Below are 18,826 nucleotides of genomic sequence, written 5' to 3'. Positions count from 1 at the left end.
CAGAAATGCCCCTCGTTTCCATGCGCCAGCTGCTCGACCACGCGGCTGAACACAGCTATGGCCTGCCCGCGTTCAACGTCAACAACCTCGAACAGGTCCAGGCCATCATGGAAGCGGCAGCCGAGTGCGACAGCCCGGTGATCATGCAGGCCTCGGCCGGCGCGCGCAAATACGCCGGCGAGGCCTTCCTGCGCCACCTGATCGACGCCGCCATCGAAGCCTACCCGCACATCCCCGTCGTGATGCACCAGGACCACGGCCAGAGCCCGGCGATCTGCATGGGCGCGATCCGCTCCGGCTTCTCCAGCGTGATGATGGACGGCTCGCTGATGGAAGACGGCAAGACCCCCTCCTCCTACGACTACAACGTCGCCGTCACGCGCGAGGTGGTGAAGTTCTCGCACGCCATCGGCGTCACCGTCGAAGCCGAGCTGGGCTGCCTGGGCTCGCTGGAAACCGGCATGGCGGGCGAGGAAGACGGCATCGGCGCGGAAGGCAAGCTCGACCACAGCGCGCTGCTCACCGACCCCGACCAGGCCGCCGACTTCGTCAAGCAGACCGACTGTGACGCGCTGGCGATCGCCATCGGCACCAGCCACGGCGCCTACAAATTCACCCGCAAGCCCACCGGCGACATCCTCGCCATCGACCGCATCAAGGCCATCCACGCGCGCATCCCCAACACCCACCTGGTGATGCACGGTTCGAGCAGCGTGCCGCAGGAGCTGCTCGCGATCATCCGCCAGTACGGCGGCGACATGAAGGAAACCTACGGCGTGCCGGTCGAGGAGATCGTGCAGGGGATCAAGTACGGCGTGCGCAAGATCAACATCGACACCGACATCCGCCTGGCGATGACCGGCGCGATCCGCAAGTTCCTGTTCGAGAACCCGTCCAAGTTCGACCCGCGCGAATTCAACAAGCCCGCGCGCGAAGCCGCAAAGCTGGTGTGCAAGGCCCGCTTCGAGGCCTTCGGCTGCGCCGGCATGGCGAGCAGGATCAAGCCGCTCTCGCTGGAAAAGATCGCGGCACGCTACAAGGCCGGCGAGCTGACCCAGGTCGTACGCTGAGCCTGGCCTGCTGACGCAATCCGAAACGCGCCTCAGGGCGCGTTTTCATTTCCGCATTCCCCAGCCACAGAGTCACCGGCTGCACCCGACTCATCCTCGAAGCACGCGGCAGGTTCAAGCTCCAGGAAGTTCGTCTCCTGGCATTGGTTCGGCCTCGGGGCTCGCAGCAAGCCACGCATCGAAACCGGCCATGTCACCGCGAGCCTGGCGTTCGCGAAAATAAGCCTCTGTCTTCAGTGCGGAAACCTTCTCGGCAATCGCAGTGACGAAGAACTGGTTCATCGACACGTGCTCCTCCTCCGCCACCTGGCGGGCGTAATTCATCAGGGAGTCTGGAACGCGCAGCGCGTAGTTGGCCATCAGTCGATCTCCTTGGAGAGTCGTTGCAGGAACTGGCCGGGCGTCCAGACTTTCATGCCGAAGCGCTCAGCGGCGGAGAAGTCCCTTACGTTGAAGGTGACGAGCGCATCGGCTCGACCATTGAGTGCGGTTTCCAGCACCATTTCATCGCCCGGGTCGCGAAGCTGAGGTCGCCACAGAAAGTGCAAGTGGACCGGCTCAACCACCAATGCAAGCGCATCGAGGAAGGCGTCGATCATCGCAGCGTCGCGGCTTCCGATCTCGAGTTGATCCAGCCGCTTCAGCACCGCCTCATACTCCACGAACAGCGGAACCGATGCGAGCAACCCGAACTTCCGTCCGCGCAGAGCTTGGAGCAGCGCAAAGGACGCACCTTTGCGACTTCGTCCCGCCGCGACCAGGATGTTGGTATCGAGCACAACCCGATATATCTTCATATTGCGGATCATATGACTCAGACAGCCTGAGTCAAGTTCAGTGCCGCAAGCAATGAACTGGCGATGTGGCTCCGGCCAGCTCCGGGCGCACGCGGAACCGGAGGTGCAACAGGTGCCTTCACCGCTCCATCGCCCGCATCATCGCCGCCCCTTCCGTCTGCAGGAACTCCAGCAGCGCCTCCAGCGCGGGGGTGAGCGGGCGGTCGGCGCGGGCCACCACGTTCCATTCGCGGATCACCGGCGTGTCCTGGATGTCGAGGCGCTGCAGGCGGCCGTATTCCGCTTCCATGGCGAAGGTGTGATGCGACAGGAAGGCGATGCCCATGCCGGCCATCGCCGCCTGCTTCAGGGTCTCGTTGCTCCCGAGCTGGTCGGCCGCCAGCGGCTTGACGCCGTTGGCGCGCAGGAAACGCTCGAGGTTGTCGCGCGTACCCGAGCCCTGCTCGCGCAGCAGCAGGTGCTCGTCGGACAAGGCCGCTACCGGGATGTTGCGCTTCGCCGCGAGACGGTGGTCCGGCCGCGCGACGAAGGACAGCCGGTGCGGTGCGAAGGGAATGCGCCGCAGGGCGATACCGCGCGGGGGCTGGCCCATGATCGCCAGGTCGACGCGGTTCTCCTGCAGCAGCGCATGCACCCGCTCTCGGTTGTCGACGGTCAGGCGAAAGACGATGTCGGGATGCCGGCGACCGAACTCCGCCAGCAGGTGCGGCACGAAGTATTCCGCGGTGGTGATCGCCACCACGTCCAGCGTCCCGGCCGCCACGCCCATGCGCGCCTTCAGCTCCACCTCGGCGCGCTCCAGGCCATCGAGCGCCTCGCGCGCGGCGCGCAGCAGGATCTCGCCGGCGGCGGTCAGGTGGATCTCGCGCCGGCCATCCACCAGCACCTGGCCGACGACGTCCTCCATGTCGCGGATCTGCATCGAGATCGCTGGCTGCGTCAGGTGCAGCAGGCGTGCGGCCTGGGTGAAGCTCGCGCTGTCGGCCACCGCCACCAGGGCACGCAGTTGCTTGAGGGTGAGGCGTTGCGCAAGCTTCATCAGAAAACCTTATTTCAAATCGCCATAAAACGTCATTGGAGCTTATTTACGCATCGGCCTATTGTCCAGTCACCACCACCAAGGATTCACCCACCGAGGAGACGACAATGGGCGCCGCAGACACCCCGCAGCAGATTCTCGACCCGAAGAAGCGCTACCAGGCCGGCGTGCTGAAGTACGCCCAGATGGGCTACTGGGATGCCGACTACGAGCCGAAGGACACCGACGTGCTCGCGGTCTTCCGCATCACCCCGCAGGAAGGCGTCGATCCGATCGAGGCCGCCGCCGCGGTGGCGGGCGAATCTTCCACCGCCACCTGGACGGTGGTGTGGACCGACCGCCTGACCGCCTGCGACAAGTATCGCGCCAAGGCCTACCGCATCGACCCGGTGCCCGGCCAGGAAGGCCAGTACTTCTGCTGGGTGGCCTACGACCTCGACCTGTTCGAGGAAGGCTCGATCGCCAACCTCACCGCCTCGATCATCGGCAACGTGTTCAGCTTCAAGCCGCTCAAGGCCGCTCGTCTGGAAGACATGCGCCTGCCGGTGGCCTACGTGAAGACCTTCCGCGGCCCGCCGACCGGCATCGTCGTCGAGCGCGAGCGCCTGGAGAAATACGGCCGCCCGCTGCTGGGCGCGACGATGAAGCCCAAGCTCGGCCTGTCGGGCAAGAACTACGGCCGCGTGGTGTACGAAGCCCTGCGAGGCGGGCTGGACTTCACCAAGGACGACGAGAACATCAACTCGCAGCCCTTCATGCACTGGCGCGACCGCTTCCTGTACTGCATGGAAGGCGTGAACCAGGCCGCCGCGCAGACCGGCGAATCCAAGGGCCACTACCTCAACATCACCGCCGGCACCATGGAGGAGATGTACAAGCGCGCCGAATTCGCCCGCGACCTCGGCTCCTGCATCGTCATGATCGACCTGGTGATCGGCTGGACCGCCATCCAGTCGATCAGCAACTGGTGCCGCGACAACGACATGATCCTGCACATGCACCGCGCCGGCCACGGCACCTACACGCGGCAGAAGAACCATGGCGTGAGCTTCCGCGTGATCGCCAAGTGGCTGCGCCTGGCCGGCGTCGACCACCTGCACGCCGGCACCGCGGTGGGCAAGCTCGAAGGCGACCCGATGACGGTGCAGGGCTTCTACAACGTCTGCCGCGACATGGTGACGAAGCAGGATCTCACCCGCGGTGTGTTCTTCGACCAGGACTGGGCCAGCATCAAGCGCGTGATGCCGGTCGCCTCCGGCGGCATCCACGCCGGCCAGATGCACCAGTTGCTCGGCCTGTTCGGCGACGAGGTGGTGCTGCAGTTCGGCGGCGGCACCATCGGCCACCCGATGGGCATCCAGGCCGGCGCCACCGCCAACCGCGTCGCGCTCGAAGCCATGGTGCTCGCCCGCAACGAAGGCCGCGACATCGCCAACGAAGGCCCGCAGATCCTCGCCGACGCCGCCAAGTGGTGCCAGCCGCTGCGCGCCGCCCTCGACACCTGGGGCGACATCACCTTCAACTACACCAGCACCGACACGTCGGACTTCGTGCCGACGGCGTCGATCGCCTGAGCCAAGCACTTCGATGGCGGGCTGAAGCCCGCCCTACGACCCCACAGATCCAAGCGCTACATCGTAGGGCCGACTTCAGTCGGCCAACCACGCCCGATAGAACCTGGAGACCATCATGCGCATCACCCAAGGCTGCTTTTCCTTCCTGCCCGACCTCACCGACACGCAGATCGCCGCCCAGGTGAACTACTGCCTCGAGCAGGGCTGGGCCGTGTCCCTCGAATTCACCGACGACCCGCACCCGCGCAACACCTACTGGAACATGTGGGGCCTGCCGATGTTCGACCTGCGCGCCCCCGCCGGCGTGATGGGCGAACTGAAGGCCTGCCGCGAGGCCAACCCCGAGACCTACATCCGCATCAACGCGTTCGACTCGACCAAGGGCTGGGAGACGGTGCGCATGTCCTTCATCGTGCAGCGGCCAACGGCTGAGCCCGGCTTCCGCCTCGTCCGCCAGGAAAACCGCGGACGCAGCCTGCACTACACGATGGAGAGCTACGCAGTGGGCAGGAGTCCGGAGGGGGCGCGGTACGCGCCGTGACCATTCAAAGCCAGTCGGAGGCAAAAGCAGAGGCTGGTCGGGGGATTCCTGGAGGCGGGCGAGGACTGTCTGAGCCCGGAGGGCGAGTTCCGCAGCCCACCGGAAGGAATCCCCCGACCAGCCGGCGGACATGCACCCAACGTTTCACGAGATCCACCCGACCAGCCAGCTCCAGCATCACTGAGACGAGACCGACAGGAGACGCCACCATGAACGCCCCCGAGCAGGCCCCCATCGCCCCGCCCGCTGCCAGCGTCAGCGCTGCGATCGACCTCGGCGCGGAGTTCCGCGAGGCCGGTATCGGCGAAGTGCTCGACGCGCTCGAGCGCGACCTCGTCGGCCTCGCCCCGGTCAAGCGCCGCGTGCGCGAGATCGCCGCCCTGCTGCTGGTCGACCGCGTGCGCCAGCGCCTCGGCCTGGCCACCGAACACCCCTCGCTGCACATGAGCTTCACCGGCAACCCCGGCACCGGCAAAACCACGGTAGCGATGCGCATGGCCGAGATCCTGCACCGCCTCGGCTACTGCCGCCGCGGCCACGTCGTCGCCGTGACCCGCGACGACCTCGTCGGCCAATACATCGGCCACACCGCCCCCAAGACCAAGGAAGTGCTCAAGCGCGCCATGGGCGGCGTGCTCTTCATCGACGAGGCCTACTACCTCTACCGCCCGGAGAACGAGAAGGACTACGGCCAGGAAGCGATCGAGATCCTGCTGCAGGTGATGGAGAACCAGCGCGACGACCTGGTGGTGATCCTCGCCGGCTACGCCGACCGCATGGAGCGCTTCTTCGAATCCAACCCCGGCATGAAGTCGCGCATCGCTCACCATGTGGACTTCCCCGACTACAGCGATGCTGAACTCGCCGAGATCGCGCAGCGCATGCTCGCTGGCTGGAACTACCGCTTCGACGACGCCGCGCGCGCCGCCTTCGACGAATACGTCGTGCTGCGCCGGGCGCAGCCGCACTTCGCCAATGCGCGCAGCATCCGCAACGCGCTCGACCGCATGCGCCTGCGCCAGGCCCTGCGCCTGTTCGAGGCTGGCGGCCTGGTCGATGCCGAAACCCTCACCACCATCACCGCCGCCGACGTGCGCGCCAGCCGCCACTTCCACGCCGACAGCGCAAGCCGCACCCATAACGAAAAGCCCTGATCCCGCGCCGATCCGGAGGAGACCATCATGTTCAGCCTCGACCGCAGCACGCTCACCGAATACCTGATCGAGCACCGCCGCCGCAACCCGGAAGCCACCGGCGAATTCAACGCCCTGATCCTGCAGGTCGCCCAGGCCTGCAAGGCGATCTCGCGCGCGGTCGCGCACGGCGCGCTCGCCGACGTGCTCGGCAGCCAGGGCAGCTCGAACGTACAGGGCGAGGAGCAGAAGAAGCTCGACGTGCTCGCCGACGAGATCTTCCTGCGCGCGACGCACTGGGGCGGCGACCTCGCCGGCATGGTGTCGGAAGAGAACGAGGCGCCCATCCCGCTGCCCGCCAGCGACCAGCGCGGCAAGTACCTGCTCGCCTTCGACCCGCTCGACGGCTCCAGCAACATCGACGTGAACGTCGCGGTGGGTTCGATCTTCTCCATCCTGCGCGCGCCCACCCCCGGCACCGATGCGCAGACGCCCGACTTCCTGCAGCCCGGCACCCGCCAGGTGGCCGCCGGGTATGCGATCTACGGCCCATCGACGATGCTGGTGCTGACGGTCGGCCGTGGCGTCGCGGGCTTTACGCTGGACCCGATCATCGGCGAGTTCTACCTCACGCACCCCGACATCCGCGTGCCCGAGACCACCCACGAGTTCGCCATCAACGCCTCAAACGCGCGCTTCTGGGAGCGCCCGGTGCGCCGCTATGTGGACGAGTGCCTCGCCGGCCGCAGCGGTCCGCGCGGCGCCGATTTCAACATGCGCTGGATCGCCTCGCTGGTGGCCGAGACCCACCGCATCCTGATGCGCGGCGGCGTGTTCCTGTACCCGCGCGACCGCAAGGATCCGAAGAAGCCGGGCCGATTGCGCCTGCTGTACGAGTGCAACCCGATCGGCTTCATCGTCGAGCAGGCCGGCGGACGCGCCAGCACCGGCGTGCGTCCGGTGCTGGAGGTGCAACCCGAGAACCTGCACCAGCGCATCGGCTTCGTGTTCGGCTCGAAGTCAGAGGTGGAGCGCGTCGAGCGCTACCACCAGGAGCGCGAGCCCGACGACGACCTGCCCGAACAGCCGCTGTTCCACAGCCGCTCGCTGTTCCGCGACACCGAACTGAGCCAATAACGACCCAGACGGGGGAGACCATCATGTCCGAACGCCATCCCATCATCGCCATCACCGGTTCGTCCGGCGCCGGCACCAGCACGGTGCAGCGCACCTTCGAGGAGATCTTCCGCCGCGACGGCGTCACCGCCGCGGTGATCGAGGGCGACAGCTTCCACGCCTACGACCGCAAGACGATGCGCGCAAGACTCGCCGAATGCGAGGGCAACGCCTCGTGCCAGCTCAGCCACTTCGGCCCCGAGGCGAACCTGTTCGGCGAGCTGGAGAACCTGTTCCGCACCTATGCGGAAACCGGCGGCGGCATGCGCCGGAAGTACCTGCACAGCGCGGAGGAGGCCGAGCACTACAGGCAGGAGCCGGGCACGTTCACGCCGTGGGAGGAGTTGCCGGCCGGCACCGACCTGCTGTTCTACGAGGGCCTGCACGGCGCGGTGAAGCATGAGGAGGTGGATGTGGCGCGCTTCGTCGATCTGCTGATCGGGGTGGTGCCGGTGGTGAACCTGGAGTGGATCCAGAAGCTGCACCGCGACAAGAGCACGCGCGGTTATTCGACCGAGGCGGTGACGGACACGATCCTGCGCCGGATGCACGATTACGTGCATTACATCTGCCCGCAGTTCGCGCGCACGCATGTGAATTTCCAGCGGGTGCCGATGGTGGATACGTCCAACCCCTTCATCGCGCGCTCGATTCCGACCCCGGACGAGTCGATGGTGGTGATCCGTTTCGCGAATCCGAAGGGGATCGATTTCCAGTATCTACTGAACATGATCCACAACAGTTTCATGAGCCGGGCGAACACGATCGTGGTGCCGGGCGGAAAGATGGAGCTGGCGATGCAGTTGATCTTCACGCCGTTCATCTGGCGGCTGATCGAGCGCAGGAAGAAGGCGCTGAGCCAGTAGTCGAATCGAGCCCCACCCGCCCCGCGAGCACCGCGATTGCCTAGTGGCGTAGTCGAGGTATCCGTGGAATGGGCGAGGACTGTCCGAGCACCGAGCGCAGCGAGGGCGAGTTCCGCAGCCCATGGAACGGATACCCCGGCTGCGCCGCGGGTTAGGAGCAACGGCCGTGGCTGCTTGGGGGTGAGGAAGAGGGAAAAACCTTCCCTGCCCTGCGTCTATCCCACGAAACGCGAGGCGCACGGGGTGTTCCTTGCGACGGCTGCGGAACTCGCCCTTCGGGCTCAGACAGTCCTCGCCGTCTCCAGGAACACCCCGCACGCCTCGCTCGCCGAGTTCGTGCTCGCTTGCCTAGTTCGTGCTCGCTTGCCGGGTCCGTGATCGCTTGCCGAGTTCGTGATCACTCGACCCCTACATCTGATTCGGAATCCGACTTCTTGAGGATCTTCCAATGAACATGCGACTCACCCAGGCGGCCATCGACACCCTGTGCGCCAACGCCCTGCGCTTCCTCGCCATCGATGCCGTCGAAGCCGCCAAATCCGGCCACCCCGGCATGCCCATGGGCATGGCAGAGATCGCCGTCGCACTGTGGACGCGCCACCTCAGGCACGACCCGGCCGACCCCACCTGGCCCGACCGCGACCGCTTCGTGCTCTCCAACGGCCACGGCTCCATGCTGCTCTATGCCCTGCTCCACCTCACCGGCTACGACCTGCCGCTGGACGAGCTCAAGCGCTTCCGCCAGCTCGGCAGCCGCACCCCCGGCCACCCCGAAGTGGGCCACACTGCAGGCGTCGAGACCACCTCCGGCCCGCTCGGCCAGGGCCTCACCAACGCCGTCGGCATGGCGCTGGCCGAGAAGCTGCTCGCCGCCGAATTCAACCGCCCCGGCCACACCCTCGTCGATCACCGCACCTGGGTCTTCCTCGGCGACGGCTGCCTGATGGAAGGCGTCAGCCACGAGGCGGCCAGCTTCGCCGGCGTGCAGCGGCTGTCGAAGCTGATCTGCTTCTGGGACGACAACCGCATCTCCATCGACGGCGACGTCGCCGGCTGGTTCGGCGACGACACGCCGGCGCGCTTCCGCGGCTATGGCTGGAATGTCGTCCCCGATGTTGATGGTCATGACGTCGACGCGGTCGACCGCGCCATCCGCGAGGCGCTCGCCAATGCCGACAACGACATCGGCCCCACGTTGATCTGCTGCCGCACCCGCATCGGCTGCGGCAGCCCGGCCAAGGAAGGCAGTGCCGACGTGCATGGCGCGCCGCTGGGCGCGGCCGAAGTCGCCGCGACGCGCGCCGCGCTCGGGTGGACGCACGCTCCCTTCGAGGTGCCGGAAGAAGTGCGCACCGCGTTCGATGCGCGCGCCGATGGCCGGATGCACCACAAGGAATGGAAGGCGCGACTGGCCGCGTATGTAGCCGACCATCCGCAGCTCGCTGCCGAATTCAGTCGCCGCATGCGTGGCGAGCTGCCCGGCGGCTTTGCGGTGCTGGCCGATGCGCTGGTGGCGACGGTTAACGAAGAAGCGGCCACGATCGCCAGCCGCAAGGCGAGCCAGCTCGCCATCAGCCGGCTGGCAGGGGCCTTGCCGGAGCTGCTCGGCGGCTCGGCCGACCTGACGCACTCCAACCTCACCGACTGGCCGGGCTGTGGCGCGGTGCGCGCCGACCAGCCGGGGCGCCACATCAACTGGGGCGTGCGCGAGTTCGGCATGAGCGCGGCGCTGAACGGCATCGCGCTGCACGGCGGCTTCATTCCCTTCGGCGCCACCTTCCTGGTGTTCTCGGACTATGCACGCAACGCCATCCGCATGAGCGCGCTGATGCGGCAGCGGGTGGTCTATGTGATGACGCATGATTCCATCGGCCTCGGCGAGGACGGCCCCACCCACCAGCCGGTGGAGCATCTGCCCAGCCTGCGCCTGATTCCGGATCTGGACGTGTGGCGGCCGTGCGACGCGGTGGAGACGCAGGTGGCGTGGAATGCCGCGGTGGCGCGGCGTGATGGTCCGACGCTGCTCGCGCTGTCGCGTCAGAACCTGCCGCACCAGCCGCGCAGCGACGCGCAACTGCGGGCGATCGCCCGCGGCGGCTACGTGCTGGCGGATGCTCCCGCGCCAAGCCTGGTGATCATCGCGACCGGCTCGGAAGTGGCGCTGGCGATGGAGGTGCGCGCCGCGCTGCAGGCGGAAGGCGTGGCGCTGCGGGTGGTGTCGATGCCCTGCACCAGCGTGTTCGATCGCCAGCCCGACGATTACCGCGCTGCCGTGCTGCCGGCCGGCGTGCCGCGCCTGGCGATCGAGGCGGCGCGCAGCGACGGCTGGTGGAAGTACCTCGCCGGCGTGCGCGGGGCGGTGCTCGGCATCGACCGCTTCGGCGAATCGGCACCGGCCGGCGATCTGCTGCGGCAGTTCGGATTCACGGTGGATGCGGTGCTCGAACGGGCAAGGGCGCTGCTGTCGGCGACTTGATGCGGCTAACGAAGTGCCCCCGGCGCGAGGGGTTCCACCCCAAGCTGGGACAACGGCCCGATTGCGCCAAATCCGGTCTGGCGGTGGGGGATGCGCTCCACGTCCTGCCGCTACGCGGCCTACGCCTTGCGGAGTTTACGTAAATGCGCGACCTCGCTTCGCTCGGGACTCGGACAGTGCTCGTCCGTTCCACGCATCCCCCACCGCCAGACCTGCCGTATTGCAGACACCCGCCCGCTTTACCGCAACCTTCATGCAATCGTTTTGAAGGACATCTGAACAACCCGAGGAGACTCCAATGAACTTCCTTCGTCTTTCCGATGTGGATCTCGCCGGCAAGCGGGTCTTCATCCGCGCCGACTTCAACGTGCCGCTGCAGGCCGATGGCACGCTGGCGGACGACACCCGCATCCGCGCCGCGCTGCCCGGCATCCTCGCCTGCCTGGAGGCCGGGGCGGCGGTGATGATCACCTCGCACCTGGGCCGGCCGCGGGAAGGCGCGCTGACGGCGGCCGACTCGCTGGCGCCGGTGGCCGCCTGCCTCGGCGACCTGCTGGGACGGCCGGTGCCTTTGGTGCGCGACTGGGTGGATGGCGGCTTCACCCTGCGTCCGGGCGACGTGGTGCTGCTGGAGAACTGCCGTGGCAACGTCGGCGAGAAGGCCGACGACCCGGCGCTGGCCGCGCGCATCGCCCGCTTCGTCGACGTGTATGTGAATGACGCCTTCGGCACCGCGCACCGCAAGGAATGCACGCTGCACGCGCTGGCGATGGCGGCGCCGGTGGCCTGCGCGGGGCCGCTGATGTGCGGCGAACTCGACGCCCTGGGCCGTGCGCTGGCGCAGCCGGCGCGGCCGCTGGCGGCCATCGTCGCCGGCTCCAAGGTGTCGACCAAGCTCACCATCCTCGAGAGCCTGGCCGACAAGGTGGATGTGCTGGTGCTCGGCGGCGGCATCGCCAACACCTTCCTCGCCGCGCGCGGCTACCCGGTGGGCCGGTCGCTGTACGAGCCCGACCTGACCGACGCTGCGCGCGCGGTGCAGCGCCGGCTGGCAGCACACAACGGCGTCGTGTGGCTGCCCGAGGACGTCGTCGCCGCCGACCGCTTCGCCGCCGATGCGCGCACCCGCTGCGTGCATGTCGATGAGGTCGCAGCCGACGAGATGATCCTCGACATCGGCCCCGACAGCCGGCGCTCGCTCGCCGAGCTGCTCGAGCGCGCCGGCACCATCGTGTGGAACGGGCCGGTCGGCGTGTTCGAACTCGAGCCCTTCGCCGCCGGCACCGCCGCGCTGGCGGGTGCAGTCGCGGCGAGCCCCGCCTTCAGCATCGCCGGCGGCGGCGACACGCTGTCGGCGATCGCTCGCTTCGGCGTGGCAGACCGCATCGACTACATCTCCACCGGCGGCGGCGCCTTTCTCGAGTTCCTCGAAGGCCGCGAGCTGCCCGCCATCGCCGCGCTGAAGGCGCGCGCACGGCCGGGCAGCCGGCGCGTCGAGCCCGTGCCGGCGTTCGAGCACGAACCCGAAATGACCTGATTCACAAACAACGTGCCGCGGGAGCTGGCTTGACCGCGATTGCCGCGGTTGTCGCGGTCAAGCTGAACCCGCAATGTAGGAGCGCGCTTGAGCGCGACGAACACCGCAATCGCGGTCAAGCCCGCTCCTACGAGCACCCCATGAGGAGACCTCGCCATGTCCATGATCGCCCTGCGCCAACTGCTCGACCACGCCGCCGAACACGGCTATGGCGTGCCCGCCTTCAACATCAACAACATGGAGCAGATCCACGCGATCATGCTCGCCGCCGAGGCCACCGACAGCCCGGTAATCCTGCAGGCCTCGGCCGGCGCGCGCAGCTATGCCGGCGAAGTCTTCCTGAAGAAGATGGTGGAGGCCGCCGTCGAGCAGTGGCCCGACATCCCGATCTGCCTGCACCAGGACCACGGCGCCAGCCCGGCGGTGTGCCAGCAGTCGATCCGCAGCGGCTTCACCAGCGTGATGATGGACGGCTCGCTGCGCGAGGACATGAAGACGCCGGCGAGCTACGCCTACAACGTCGACGTGACCCGTCGCGTGGTGGAGATGGCGCACGCGGTGGGCGTGTCGGTGGAGGGCGAGCTCGGCTGCCTCGGCTCGCTCGAGACCGGCCAGGCCGGCGAGGAGGACGGCGTCGGCGCCGAAGGCACGCTGGACCACAGCCAGATGCTGACCGACCCCGCGGAGGCCGCCGATTTCGTCGCCGCCACCGGCGTCGATGCGCTGGCGGTGGCGATCGGCACCAGTCACGGCGCCTACAAGTTCTCGCGCCCGCCCACCGGCGACATCCTCGCCATCGACCGCATCGCCGCCATTCATGCCCGCATCCCCAACACCCACCTGGTGATGCATGGCTCCAGCAGCGTGCCGCAGGAATGGCTCGCCATCATCCGCGAGCACGGCGGCGAGATCGGCGAGACCTACGGCGTGCCGGTGGAGGCCATCGTGCAGGGCATCAGGAGCGGCGTGCGCAAGGTCAACATCGACACCGACCTGCGCCTGGCGATGAGCGGTGCGATGCGCCGGCTGATGGCGACCGACCGCAAGGAGTTCGATCCGCGCAAGTTCTTCAAGGCCGCCCGCGACGCCGCGCGCGACATCTGCCGCGAACGTTTCGAGGCGTTCGGCTGCGCCGGGCAGGCGAGCGGTATCAGGCCGCTGCCGCTGGAGGTGCTGGCGAAACGCTACGGGTCGGCACCACGGTAGGTCTGGCGGTGGGGGATGCGTGGAGCGGACGAGCACTGTCCGAGTCCCGAGCGAAGCGAGGTCGCGCATTTGCGTGAACTCCGCAGCGCGTTGGCCGCGTAGCGGCAGGCTGACGGAGCGCATCGCCCACCGCCAGACCGAGTTTGCGGCACTGGTCGTGCGCTCCGGTGCAAGAACGCGGCATGCGTAGTTTCCACAGTGTGGATGAACACAATTTCCACCCCGGATGGCGGCGGACACAATCCGCCCACCTTCCAAGGAGGAGACAACCATGATCCGGAAATCGCTGTTCCGCTCGCTGTACTTCCAGGTGATCGTCGCGATCATCCTGGGCGTGTTGCTGGGCCACTTCTACCCCGAGACCGGCGCGGCGATGAAGCCGCTGGGCGACGGCTTCATCAAGCTCATCAAGATGATCATCGCGCCGATCATCTTCTGCACCGTGGTCGTCGGCATCGCCGGCATGGAAGACATGAAGAAGGTCGGCAAGACCGGCGGCCTTGCCCTGCTGTACTTCGAGATCGTCAGCTCGATCGCGCTGATCGTCGGCCTCATCATCGTCAACGTGGTGCAGCCAGGCGCCGGCATGAACGTAGATCCGGCCACGCTGGACACCAAGGCGATCGCCGCCTACACCGCGCCGGGCAAGATGCAGACGACCACCGACTTCCTGCTCAACGTGATCCCGACCACCGTGGTGGATGCGTTTGCCAAGGGCGAGATCCTGCAGGTGCTGCTGTTCTCGGTGCTGTTCGGCTTCGCGCTGCATCGCTTCGGCGGCCGCGGGACGCTGGTGTTCGACATGATCGAGAAGTTCTCGCACGTGCTGTTCGCCATCGTCGGCTACATCATGAAGGTCGCCCCCATCGGTGCCTTCGGTGCCATGGCCTTCACCATCGGCAAGCACGGCGTCGGCACGCTGGCCCAGCTCGGCATGCTGATGGGCACCTTCTACGCCACCTGCCTGATCTTCATCTTCGTCGTGCTCGGCACCATCGCGCGGCTGCACGGCTTCTCGGTGGTGAAGCTCATCCGCTACATCAAGGAAGAGCTGCTGATCGTGCTCGGCACCTCGTCGTCGGAATCGGCCCTGCCGCGCATCATGGCCAAGCTCGAGAACCTGGGCTGCAAGAAGTCGACGGTCGGCCTGGTCATTCCCACCGGCTACTCCTTCAACCTGGACGGCACCTCCATCTACCTGACGATGGCGGCGGTGTTCATCGCCCAGGCGACCAACACGCCGATGGACCTCACCCAGCAGATCACCCTGCTGCTGGTGCTGCTGCTCACCTCCAAGGGCGCCGCGGGGATCACCGGCAGCGGCTTCATCGTGCTGGCGGCCACGCTGTCGGCAGTGGGCGGCGTGCCGGTGGCCGGTCTGGCGCTGATCCTGGGCATCGACCGCTTCATGTCGGAAGCCCGCGCGCTGACCAACCTGATCGGCAACTCGGTGGCGACGGTGGTGGTGGCCAAGTGGTGCAATGATCTCGACGAAGAGCGCCTGCGCTCGCATCTGAACAACGAGACCGAACTCGAGGCCGACGAGCCCGAGGTGGTGCTGGACGCGGTTGAATCCCACCTGCACGTGACCTCGATGGCCGGCCAGAAGGCCTGAGCCCGGCGGCGGGGAGGCCGGCACGGACCTCCCCTTCGCACCGCCGCGCTTGTCCCGACATCGAGCCTGGGCAAGAATGCGGCTTCCTCATTCAACGCGGGTGCCCCGGGGCGCCCGCCGCGCATTCAATGCCCTTCTTCGAACAGCACCCGCTGCGCCAGACGCTCAGCGACGAAGTCCATGCCCGGCCGCCGGTCGCGCTCGACACCCCCGAGTTCGTCACCTACCTCGCCTTCCTGCACCACGAAGGCAGCGCCGAGCGCGAAGCGGATCACCTGAGGGCGCTGGCCGCGCAGCTCGACCTGCCGGAGCCGGACTTGGCGTCGGGCCACCTGCTGCTGCAGTCGGCCGGCTTCCGGCTGAAGTGGGAGCGGCACAACGAATTCTCCAGCTACTGCTTCTTCCGCCGCATCGATCCCACCGACACGGCCGACGAATACGCGCTGCTCCACGTGCCGGCTGCCTGGCGCAAGGACATTCCGGGGCAACTGATCGCCGCCACCCACATCGAGGTGCGCAGCACCGACGAGGTGCGGCCCGAGACGGTGCTGCAACAGCAGTCGCCCCGCGGCCAGGCCATGGTGGCGTCGCAGGTGGCCGACGGCGCCGGCTGGGTGCTGACCGACTTCCACCTGCATGAGGGCTTCTCGCACTTCCTGGTGCTGGACGACGACCTCACGCCGCGCCAGGCCGGCCGCATCGCCCAGCGCCTGGTGGAAATCGAGACCTACCGCGTCATGGCGCTGCTCGCCTTCCCGGTCGCCAAGCAGGTGGGCCGCCTGCTGTCGCGCGCGGAGGACGAGCTGGCCGACCTGATGGACGGCATGGGGCAGGCACGCAGCGCCGAGGACGACCGCGCAGTGCTCGGCCGCCTGTCACGGCTCGCCGCCGAGGTGGAACGTTCCGTCGCGCGCACCACCTTTCGCTTCGGTGCAGCGGCGGCCTACTACCGGCTGGTGCAACAGCGCATCGACGACCTGCGCGAGCAACGCCTGCCCGGCTTCTCGCCCATCGGCGAGTTCATGGATCGGCGCCTGGTGCCGGCGATCGACACCTGCGCCTCCATCGCCCGCCGCCAGGACGACCTGTCGGCGCGGATCGCGCGCAACTCGCAACTGCTGCGCACGCGGGTGGACATCGAACTCGAACGCCAGAATCAGGAGCTGCTGGCGCAGATGAACCGCCGCGCCAAGATCCAGCTCCACCTGCAGGAAACGGTGGAAGGCCTGTCAGTGGTGGCGATCACGTATTACGCGTCGCAACTGGTCAATTACATGTCCAAGGGCGCCAAGCACCTGATCGAGCCGGTGACGCCGGAGATCCTCACCGCCGCATCGATCCCGGTGATCGCCGGCTTCGTGTACATGGGCCTGCGGCGGATGCGCAAGCTGTTGGGCAAGGAGGAAGGCGACGCGCATCAGTGAGTAGGGCTCCCCCTCGCCTCGGCGGCAGGGGGCGGAGCCGTCGGTCGCCATTTCGGTCGGCAGGAACGTGAACCCACTCAGAGTTTCAACAGCTTCCTGGCTGTTTCGCCCAGGATCAGTTTCTTGTCCGCCGCGTTGAGAAAGTCGTAGCCTTCGACCTTGTCGCAGGGGCGCTCATAGCCCATGTCGAAGCAGTAATCGCTGCCCAGCATGATCCGGTCGGCACCGACCAGCTTCACCAGATACTCCATGACTTCGTTGGAGTGGGAAATATTGTCGTAGTAGAAGCGTTTCAAATAAGCATCCGCGCCCCGACCCTTGCTGGCGTCGAGACCGCCTTTGCTCCGTTCCCAGGCGCGGGTCATGCGACCGAAAAGAATCGGATAGACGCCGCCTGCGTGCGGCAGGACAACCTCCAGCTTCGGAAAGCGGTCAAGGATGCCGCTATAGATCAGCCGCGATGCGGCAATGCCGGTGTCCACCGGATTACCGATGGTGTTGACCATGAAATACTTGCCCAGGCGCGCCGGCTCGACCACATGCACCGGATGCAGGAAAAGGGGCAACCCCATGGCTTCGAGGCGCTCCCACAGGGGATACAGGGACTCGTCATCGATCTCCTTGTTCCTGGAGATCCGGGTTTCGGAATAAATCCCCTTCAGGCCGGGCATGTTCGCAATGCGATCGAGTTCCGCGATCGCCAGATCGATGTCGTCGAAAGGCAGCGTTGCGAGTACGCAAAGCCGATCCGGATATTTTTGATAGGCCTCGAACGCCGCGTCATTATGAGCTTCAACCAGTTGTTGTTGAAGCTTGGCGCCGGCCCAGAGAATCATCGGCATGGTCATGGAAATTGCATGCACATCCACGCCTATCCTGTCCATGTCCTCAATCCGGGCCTCCATATGAATGAAGCGATCTTCCAGGGCTGAAATCGTCGGGGCCGATTTGATCACTGGCCTGGAAGGATTCGAGGTGTCCACCATGGCACCGAACTCCGATCCATATTTTTCAATCAGACGGATATAGGATTCCGGATAGTAGTGCGCATGGATATCGATGGACGAATGGGCGTGGTGATGCATGGCTTTACTCCTCTGGCCAAGAACAGGCTGACAAGAACCGATCACAGGTGACGAACGCCAGGTGCTTCAACACCCTGCCAGGCGCTGTACGCAAACGCCCAACCGCTTGACGCGCTGGCATCCTACGGGGGATCGAACGTTACTCCAGAAGCAGGTTTTTCATTGACGATGCGGGATCGACCTTCTCGACCCGAGATGGGAAGAAATCGAGTTCAAGGATTGCAGCTTGCGGGCCGAACGGCAATGCGTTTTTTCGGTATGCGCGTTTGTCAATCGTCACCCCCCTCTCACGCTCGAAAGAGCGCGCCCCTCCCCTATAATCCCTGCTTTGCCAGCAACCGAGGCCCCGCCGTGGCGACTCCCCTGTTCGAATCCTCCATCAAGAGCCTGCCGCTGCTCGGCCGCGGCAAGGTGCGCGACATCTACGCGGTCGATGCCGACCGTCTGCTGATCGTCACCAGCGACCGCCTGTCGGCCTTCGACGTTGTGCTGCCCGATCCGATTCCGGACAAGGGCCGCGTGCTGGTGGCGCTGGCGAACTTCTGGTTCGACAGGCTCGCCCACATCCTGCCCAACCAGCTCACCGGCATCGACCCCGAGACCGTGGTGGCCGCCGACGAGCGCGACCAGGTGCGCGGGCGTGCGCTGGTGGTCAAGCGCCTGAAGCCACTGCCAATCGAGGCGGTGGTACGCGGCTACGTGATCGGCTCGGGCTGGAAGGACTACCAGGCCACCGGCGCGATCTGCGGCATCGCCCTGCCCGCCGGCCTCAAGCAGGCGGCCAAGCTGCCGGCGCCGATCTTCACGCCCTCGTCGAAGGCCGACATGGGCGAGCACGACGAGAACATCTCCTTCGAGCAGGCACAGGCGCGCTGCGACGCGCTGCTGAAGGACGCGCTCGCCGGCACCGGCAAGACCGGCGCCCAGCTTGCCGAGGAGGCACGCAAGGCGGCGATCGCGCTGTATTCGGAAGCGGCCGACTACGCTGCCAGCCGCGGCATCATCATCGCCGACACCAAGTTCGAGTTCGGCATCGACGCCCAGGGCACGCTGCACCTGATCGACGAGGCGCTCACGCCGGATTCGTCGCGCTTCTGGCCCGCGGACAGCTACCGCGAAGGCATCAGCCCGCCCTCCTTCGACAAGCAGTACGTGCGCGACTATCTCGAGACGCTGGATTGGGGCAAGACGGCCCCCGGCCCCAAGCTGCCGGCCGACGTGATCGAGCACACCGCGGGCAAGTACCGCGAAGCCTACGAACGCCTGACCGGCCACAAGCTGGCGTAA

The 18,826-nt window shown here is 66.7% G+C and carries 16 protein-coding genes; 12 read left to right on the top strand and 4 right to left on the bottom strand.

Going from position 1 to position 18,826, the window contains the following annotated elements; translation table 11 throughout:
- Positions 1-5: 5 nt before the first annotated feature.
- Positions 6-1,070: a class II fructose-bisphosphate aldolase gene (gene fba, locus GH664_RS00995; protein WP_153166283.1), complete on the top strand. Its 1,065-nt coding sequence runs from the start codon at positions 6-8 to the stop codon at positions 1,068-1,070.
- Positions 1,071-1,184: 114 nt separating this feature from the next.
- Here the strand turns inward: fba (GH664_RS00995) and GH664_RS00990 are convergent, their stop codons facing one another.
- From GH664_RS00990 to GH664_RS00980, 3 genes are all read right to left on the bottom strand, one after another.
- Entirely contained in the window at positions 1,185-1,430 is a 246-nt protein-coding gene (locus tag GH664_RS00990) for a hypothetical protein (protein ID WP_153166282.1), read from the bottom strand.
- Positions 1,430-1,879, bottom strand: a complete 450-nt coding sequence (locus GH664_RS00985) for a putative toxin-antitoxin system toxin component, PIN family (protein ID WP_228111315.1) — start codon at positions 1,877-1,879, stop codon at positions 1,430-1,432. Before GH664_RS00985 ends, GH664_RS00990 begins: the two co-directional genes overlap by 1 nt.
- A 106-nt stretch (positions 1,880-1,985) precedes the next feature.
- Positions 1,986-2,906 (bottom strand): LysR substrate-binding domain-containing protein, encoded by a 921-nt coding sequence (locus GH664_RS00980; RefSeq protein ID WP_153166281.1) that lies wholly within the window; start codon positions 2,904-2,906, stop codon positions 1,986-1,988.
- A 107-nt stretch (positions 2,907-3,013) separates the two neighbouring features.
- On the opposite strand from GH664_RS00980, the gene GH664_RS00975 reads away from it, so the two are divergent.
- The 10 genes from GH664_RS00975 to GH664_RS00930 all read left to right on the top strand — a co-directional run bounded on the left by GH664_RS00975 (position 3,014) and on the right by GH664_RS00930 (position 16,454).
- Complete coding sequence (locus GH664_RS00975; RefSeq protein WP_153166280.1) at positions 3,014-4,480, top strand: form I ribulose bisphosphate carboxylase large subunit; 1,467 nt, start codon at positions 3,014-3,016, stop codon at positions 4,478-4,480.
- A 115-nt stretch (positions 4,481-4,595) separates the two neighbouring features.
- On the top strand, positions 4,596-5,021 hold the full coding sequence (locus tag GH664_RS00970) for a ribulose bisphosphate carboxylase small subunit (protein WP_153166279.1): 426 nt from the start codon (positions 4,596-4,598) through the stop codon (positions 5,019-5,021).
- 209 nt (positions 5,022-5,230) lie between these two features.
- Positions 5,231-6,175 carry a CbbX protein gene (cbbX, locus tag GH664_RS00965; protein ID WP_153166278.1) on the top strand — a complete coding sequence of 315 codons (945 nt, stop codon included), beginning with the start codon at positions 5,231-5,233 and terminating at the stop codon, positions 6,173-6,175.
- Between the two features lie 27 nt (positions 6,176-6,202).
- Positions 6,203-7,291, top strand: coding sequence for a class 1 fructose-bisphosphatase (locus tag GH664_RS00960; protein ID WP_153166277.1), 1,089 nt, complete (start codon positions 6,203-6,205; stop codon positions 7,289-7,291).
- Positions 7,292-7,314: 23 nt separating this feature from the next.
- Positions 7,315-8,196 carry a phosphoribulokinase gene (locus GH664_RS00955; RefSeq protein ID WP_153166276.1) on the top strand — a complete coding sequence of 294 codons (882 nt, stop codon included), beginning with the start codon at positions 7,315-7,317 and terminating at the stop codon, positions 8,194-8,196.
- 448 nt (positions 8,197-8,644) lie between these two features.
- On the top strand, positions 8,645-10,672 hold the full coding sequence (gene tkt, locus GH664_RS00950) for a transketolase (RefSeq protein WP_153166275.1): 2,028 nt from the start codon (positions 8,645-8,647) through the stop codon (positions 10,670-10,672).
- 298 nt (positions 10,673-10,970) lie between these two features.
- The gene (locus GH664_RS00945) at positions 10,971-12,209 is read left to right on the top strand and encodes a phosphoglycerate kinase (RefSeq protein ID WP_153166274.1); all 1,239 of its coding nucleotides are present in this window, start codon (positions 10,971-10,973) and stop codon (positions 12,207-12,209) included.
- 156 nt (positions 12,210-12,365) lie between these two features.
- Positions 12,366-13,415, top strand: coding sequence for a class II fructose-bisphosphate aldolase (fba, locus tag GH664_RS00940; protein WP_153166273.1), 1,050 nt, complete (start codon positions 12,366-12,368; stop codon positions 13,413-13,415).
- Positions 13,416-13,686: 271 nt separating this feature from the next.
- On the top strand, positions 13,687-15,030 hold the full coding sequence (locus GH664_RS00935; RefSeq protein WP_153166272.1) for a dicarboxylate/amino acid:cation symporter: 1,344 nt from the start codon (positions 13,687-13,689) through the stop codon (positions 15,028-15,030).
- Positions 15,031-15,158: 128 nt separating this feature from the next.
- A complete protein-coding gene (locus tag GH664_RS00930; RefSeq protein WP_153166271.1) occupies positions 15,159-16,454 on the top strand; it encodes a DUF3422 family protein in 1,296 nt (431 codons plus the stop codon).
- A 77-nt stretch (positions 16,455-16,531) separates the two neighbouring features.
- On the opposite strand, the gene GH664_RS00925 is transcribed toward GH664_RS00930, so the two are convergent.
- Positions 16,532-17,539 carry an amidohydrolase family protein gene (locus GH664_RS00925; protein WP_153166270.1) on the bottom strand — a complete coding sequence of 336 codons (1,008 nt, stop codon included), beginning with the start codon at positions 17,537-17,539 and terminating at the stop codon, positions 16,532-16,534.
- 351 nt (positions 17,540-17,890) lie between these two features.
- Between GH664_RS00925 and GH664_RS00920 the strand changes: the two genes are divergently transcribed.
- Complete coding sequence (locus GH664_RS00920) at positions 17,891-18,826, top strand: phosphoribosylaminoimidazolesuccinocarboxamide synthase (RefSeq protein WP_153166269.1); 936 nt, start codon at positions 17,891-17,893, stop codon at positions 18,824-18,826.

The sequence above is a fragment of the Thauera sp. 2A1 genome, from assembly GCF_009469595.2.
In the GTDB taxonomy this organism is placed as follows: domain Bacteria; phylum Pseudomonadota; class Gammaproteobacteria; order Burkholderiales; family Rhodocyclaceae; genus Thauera.
The sequence above is the reverse complement of the archived record's forward strand: the minus strand, read 5'-3'. Positions and strand labels throughout refer to the sequence as shown.

Bases quoted from the DNA above. Each gene is read 5' to 3' on its own strand.
- GH664_RS00985 (WP_228111315.1), bottom strand. From the start codon at position 1,879: ATGATCCGCAATATGAAGATATATCGGGTTGTGCTCGATACCAACATC.
- GH664_RS00935 (WP_153166272.1), top strand. From the start codon at position 13,687: ATGATCCGGAAATCGCTGTTCCGCTCGCTGTACTTCCAGGTGATCGTC.
- fba (WP_153166273.1), top strand. From the start codon at position 12,366: ATGTCCATGATCGCCCTGCGCCAACTGCTCGACCACGCCGCCGAACAC.
- fba (WP_153166283.1), top strand. From the start codon at position 6: ATGCCCCTCGTTTCCATGCGCCAGCTGCTCGACCACGCGGCTGAACAC.
- GH664_RS00945 (WP_153166274.1), top strand. From the start codon at position 10,971: ATGAACTTCCTTCGTCTTTCCGATGTGGATCTCGCCGGCAAGCGGGTC.
- GH664_RS00960 (WP_153166277.1), top strand. From the start codon at position 6,203: ATGTTCAGCCTCGACCGCAGCACGCTCACCGAATACCTGATCGAGCAC.
- GH664_RS00970 (WP_153166279.1), top strand. From the start codon at position 4,596: ATGCGCATCACCCAAGGCTGCTTTTCCTTCCTGCCCGACCTCACCGAC.
- GH664_RS00925 (WP_153166270.1), bottom strand. From the start codon at position 17,539: ATGCATCACCACGCCCATTCGTCCATCGATATCCATGCGCACTACTAT.
- GH664_RS00980 (WP_153166281.1), bottom strand. From the start codon at position 2,906: ATGAAGCTTGCGCAACGCCTCACCCTCAAGCAACTGCGTGCCCTGGTG.
- GH664_RS00930 (WP_153166271.1), top strand. From the start codon at position 15,159: ATGCCCTTCTTCGAACAGCACCCGCTGCGCCAGACGCTCAGCGACGAA.
- GH664_RS00990 (WP_153166282.1), bottom strand. From the start codon at position 1,430: ATGGCCAACTACGCGCTGCGCGTTCCAGACTCCCTGATGAATTACGCC.
- GH664_RS00955 (WP_153166276.1), top strand. From the start codon at position 7,315: ATGTCCGAACGCCATCCCATCATCGCCATCACCGGTTCGTCCGGCGCC.
- tkt (WP_153166275.1), top strand. From the start codon at position 8,645: ATGAACATGCGACTCACCCAGGCGGCCATCGACACCCTGTGCGCCAAC.
- GH664_RS00975 (WP_153166280.1), top strand. From the start codon at position 3,014: ATGGGCGCCGCAGACACCCCGCAGCAGATTCTCGACCCGAAGAAGCGC.
- cbbX (WP_153166278.1), top strand. From the start codon at position 5,231: ATGAACGCCCCCGAGCAGGCCCCCATCGCCCCGCCCGCTGCCAGCGTC.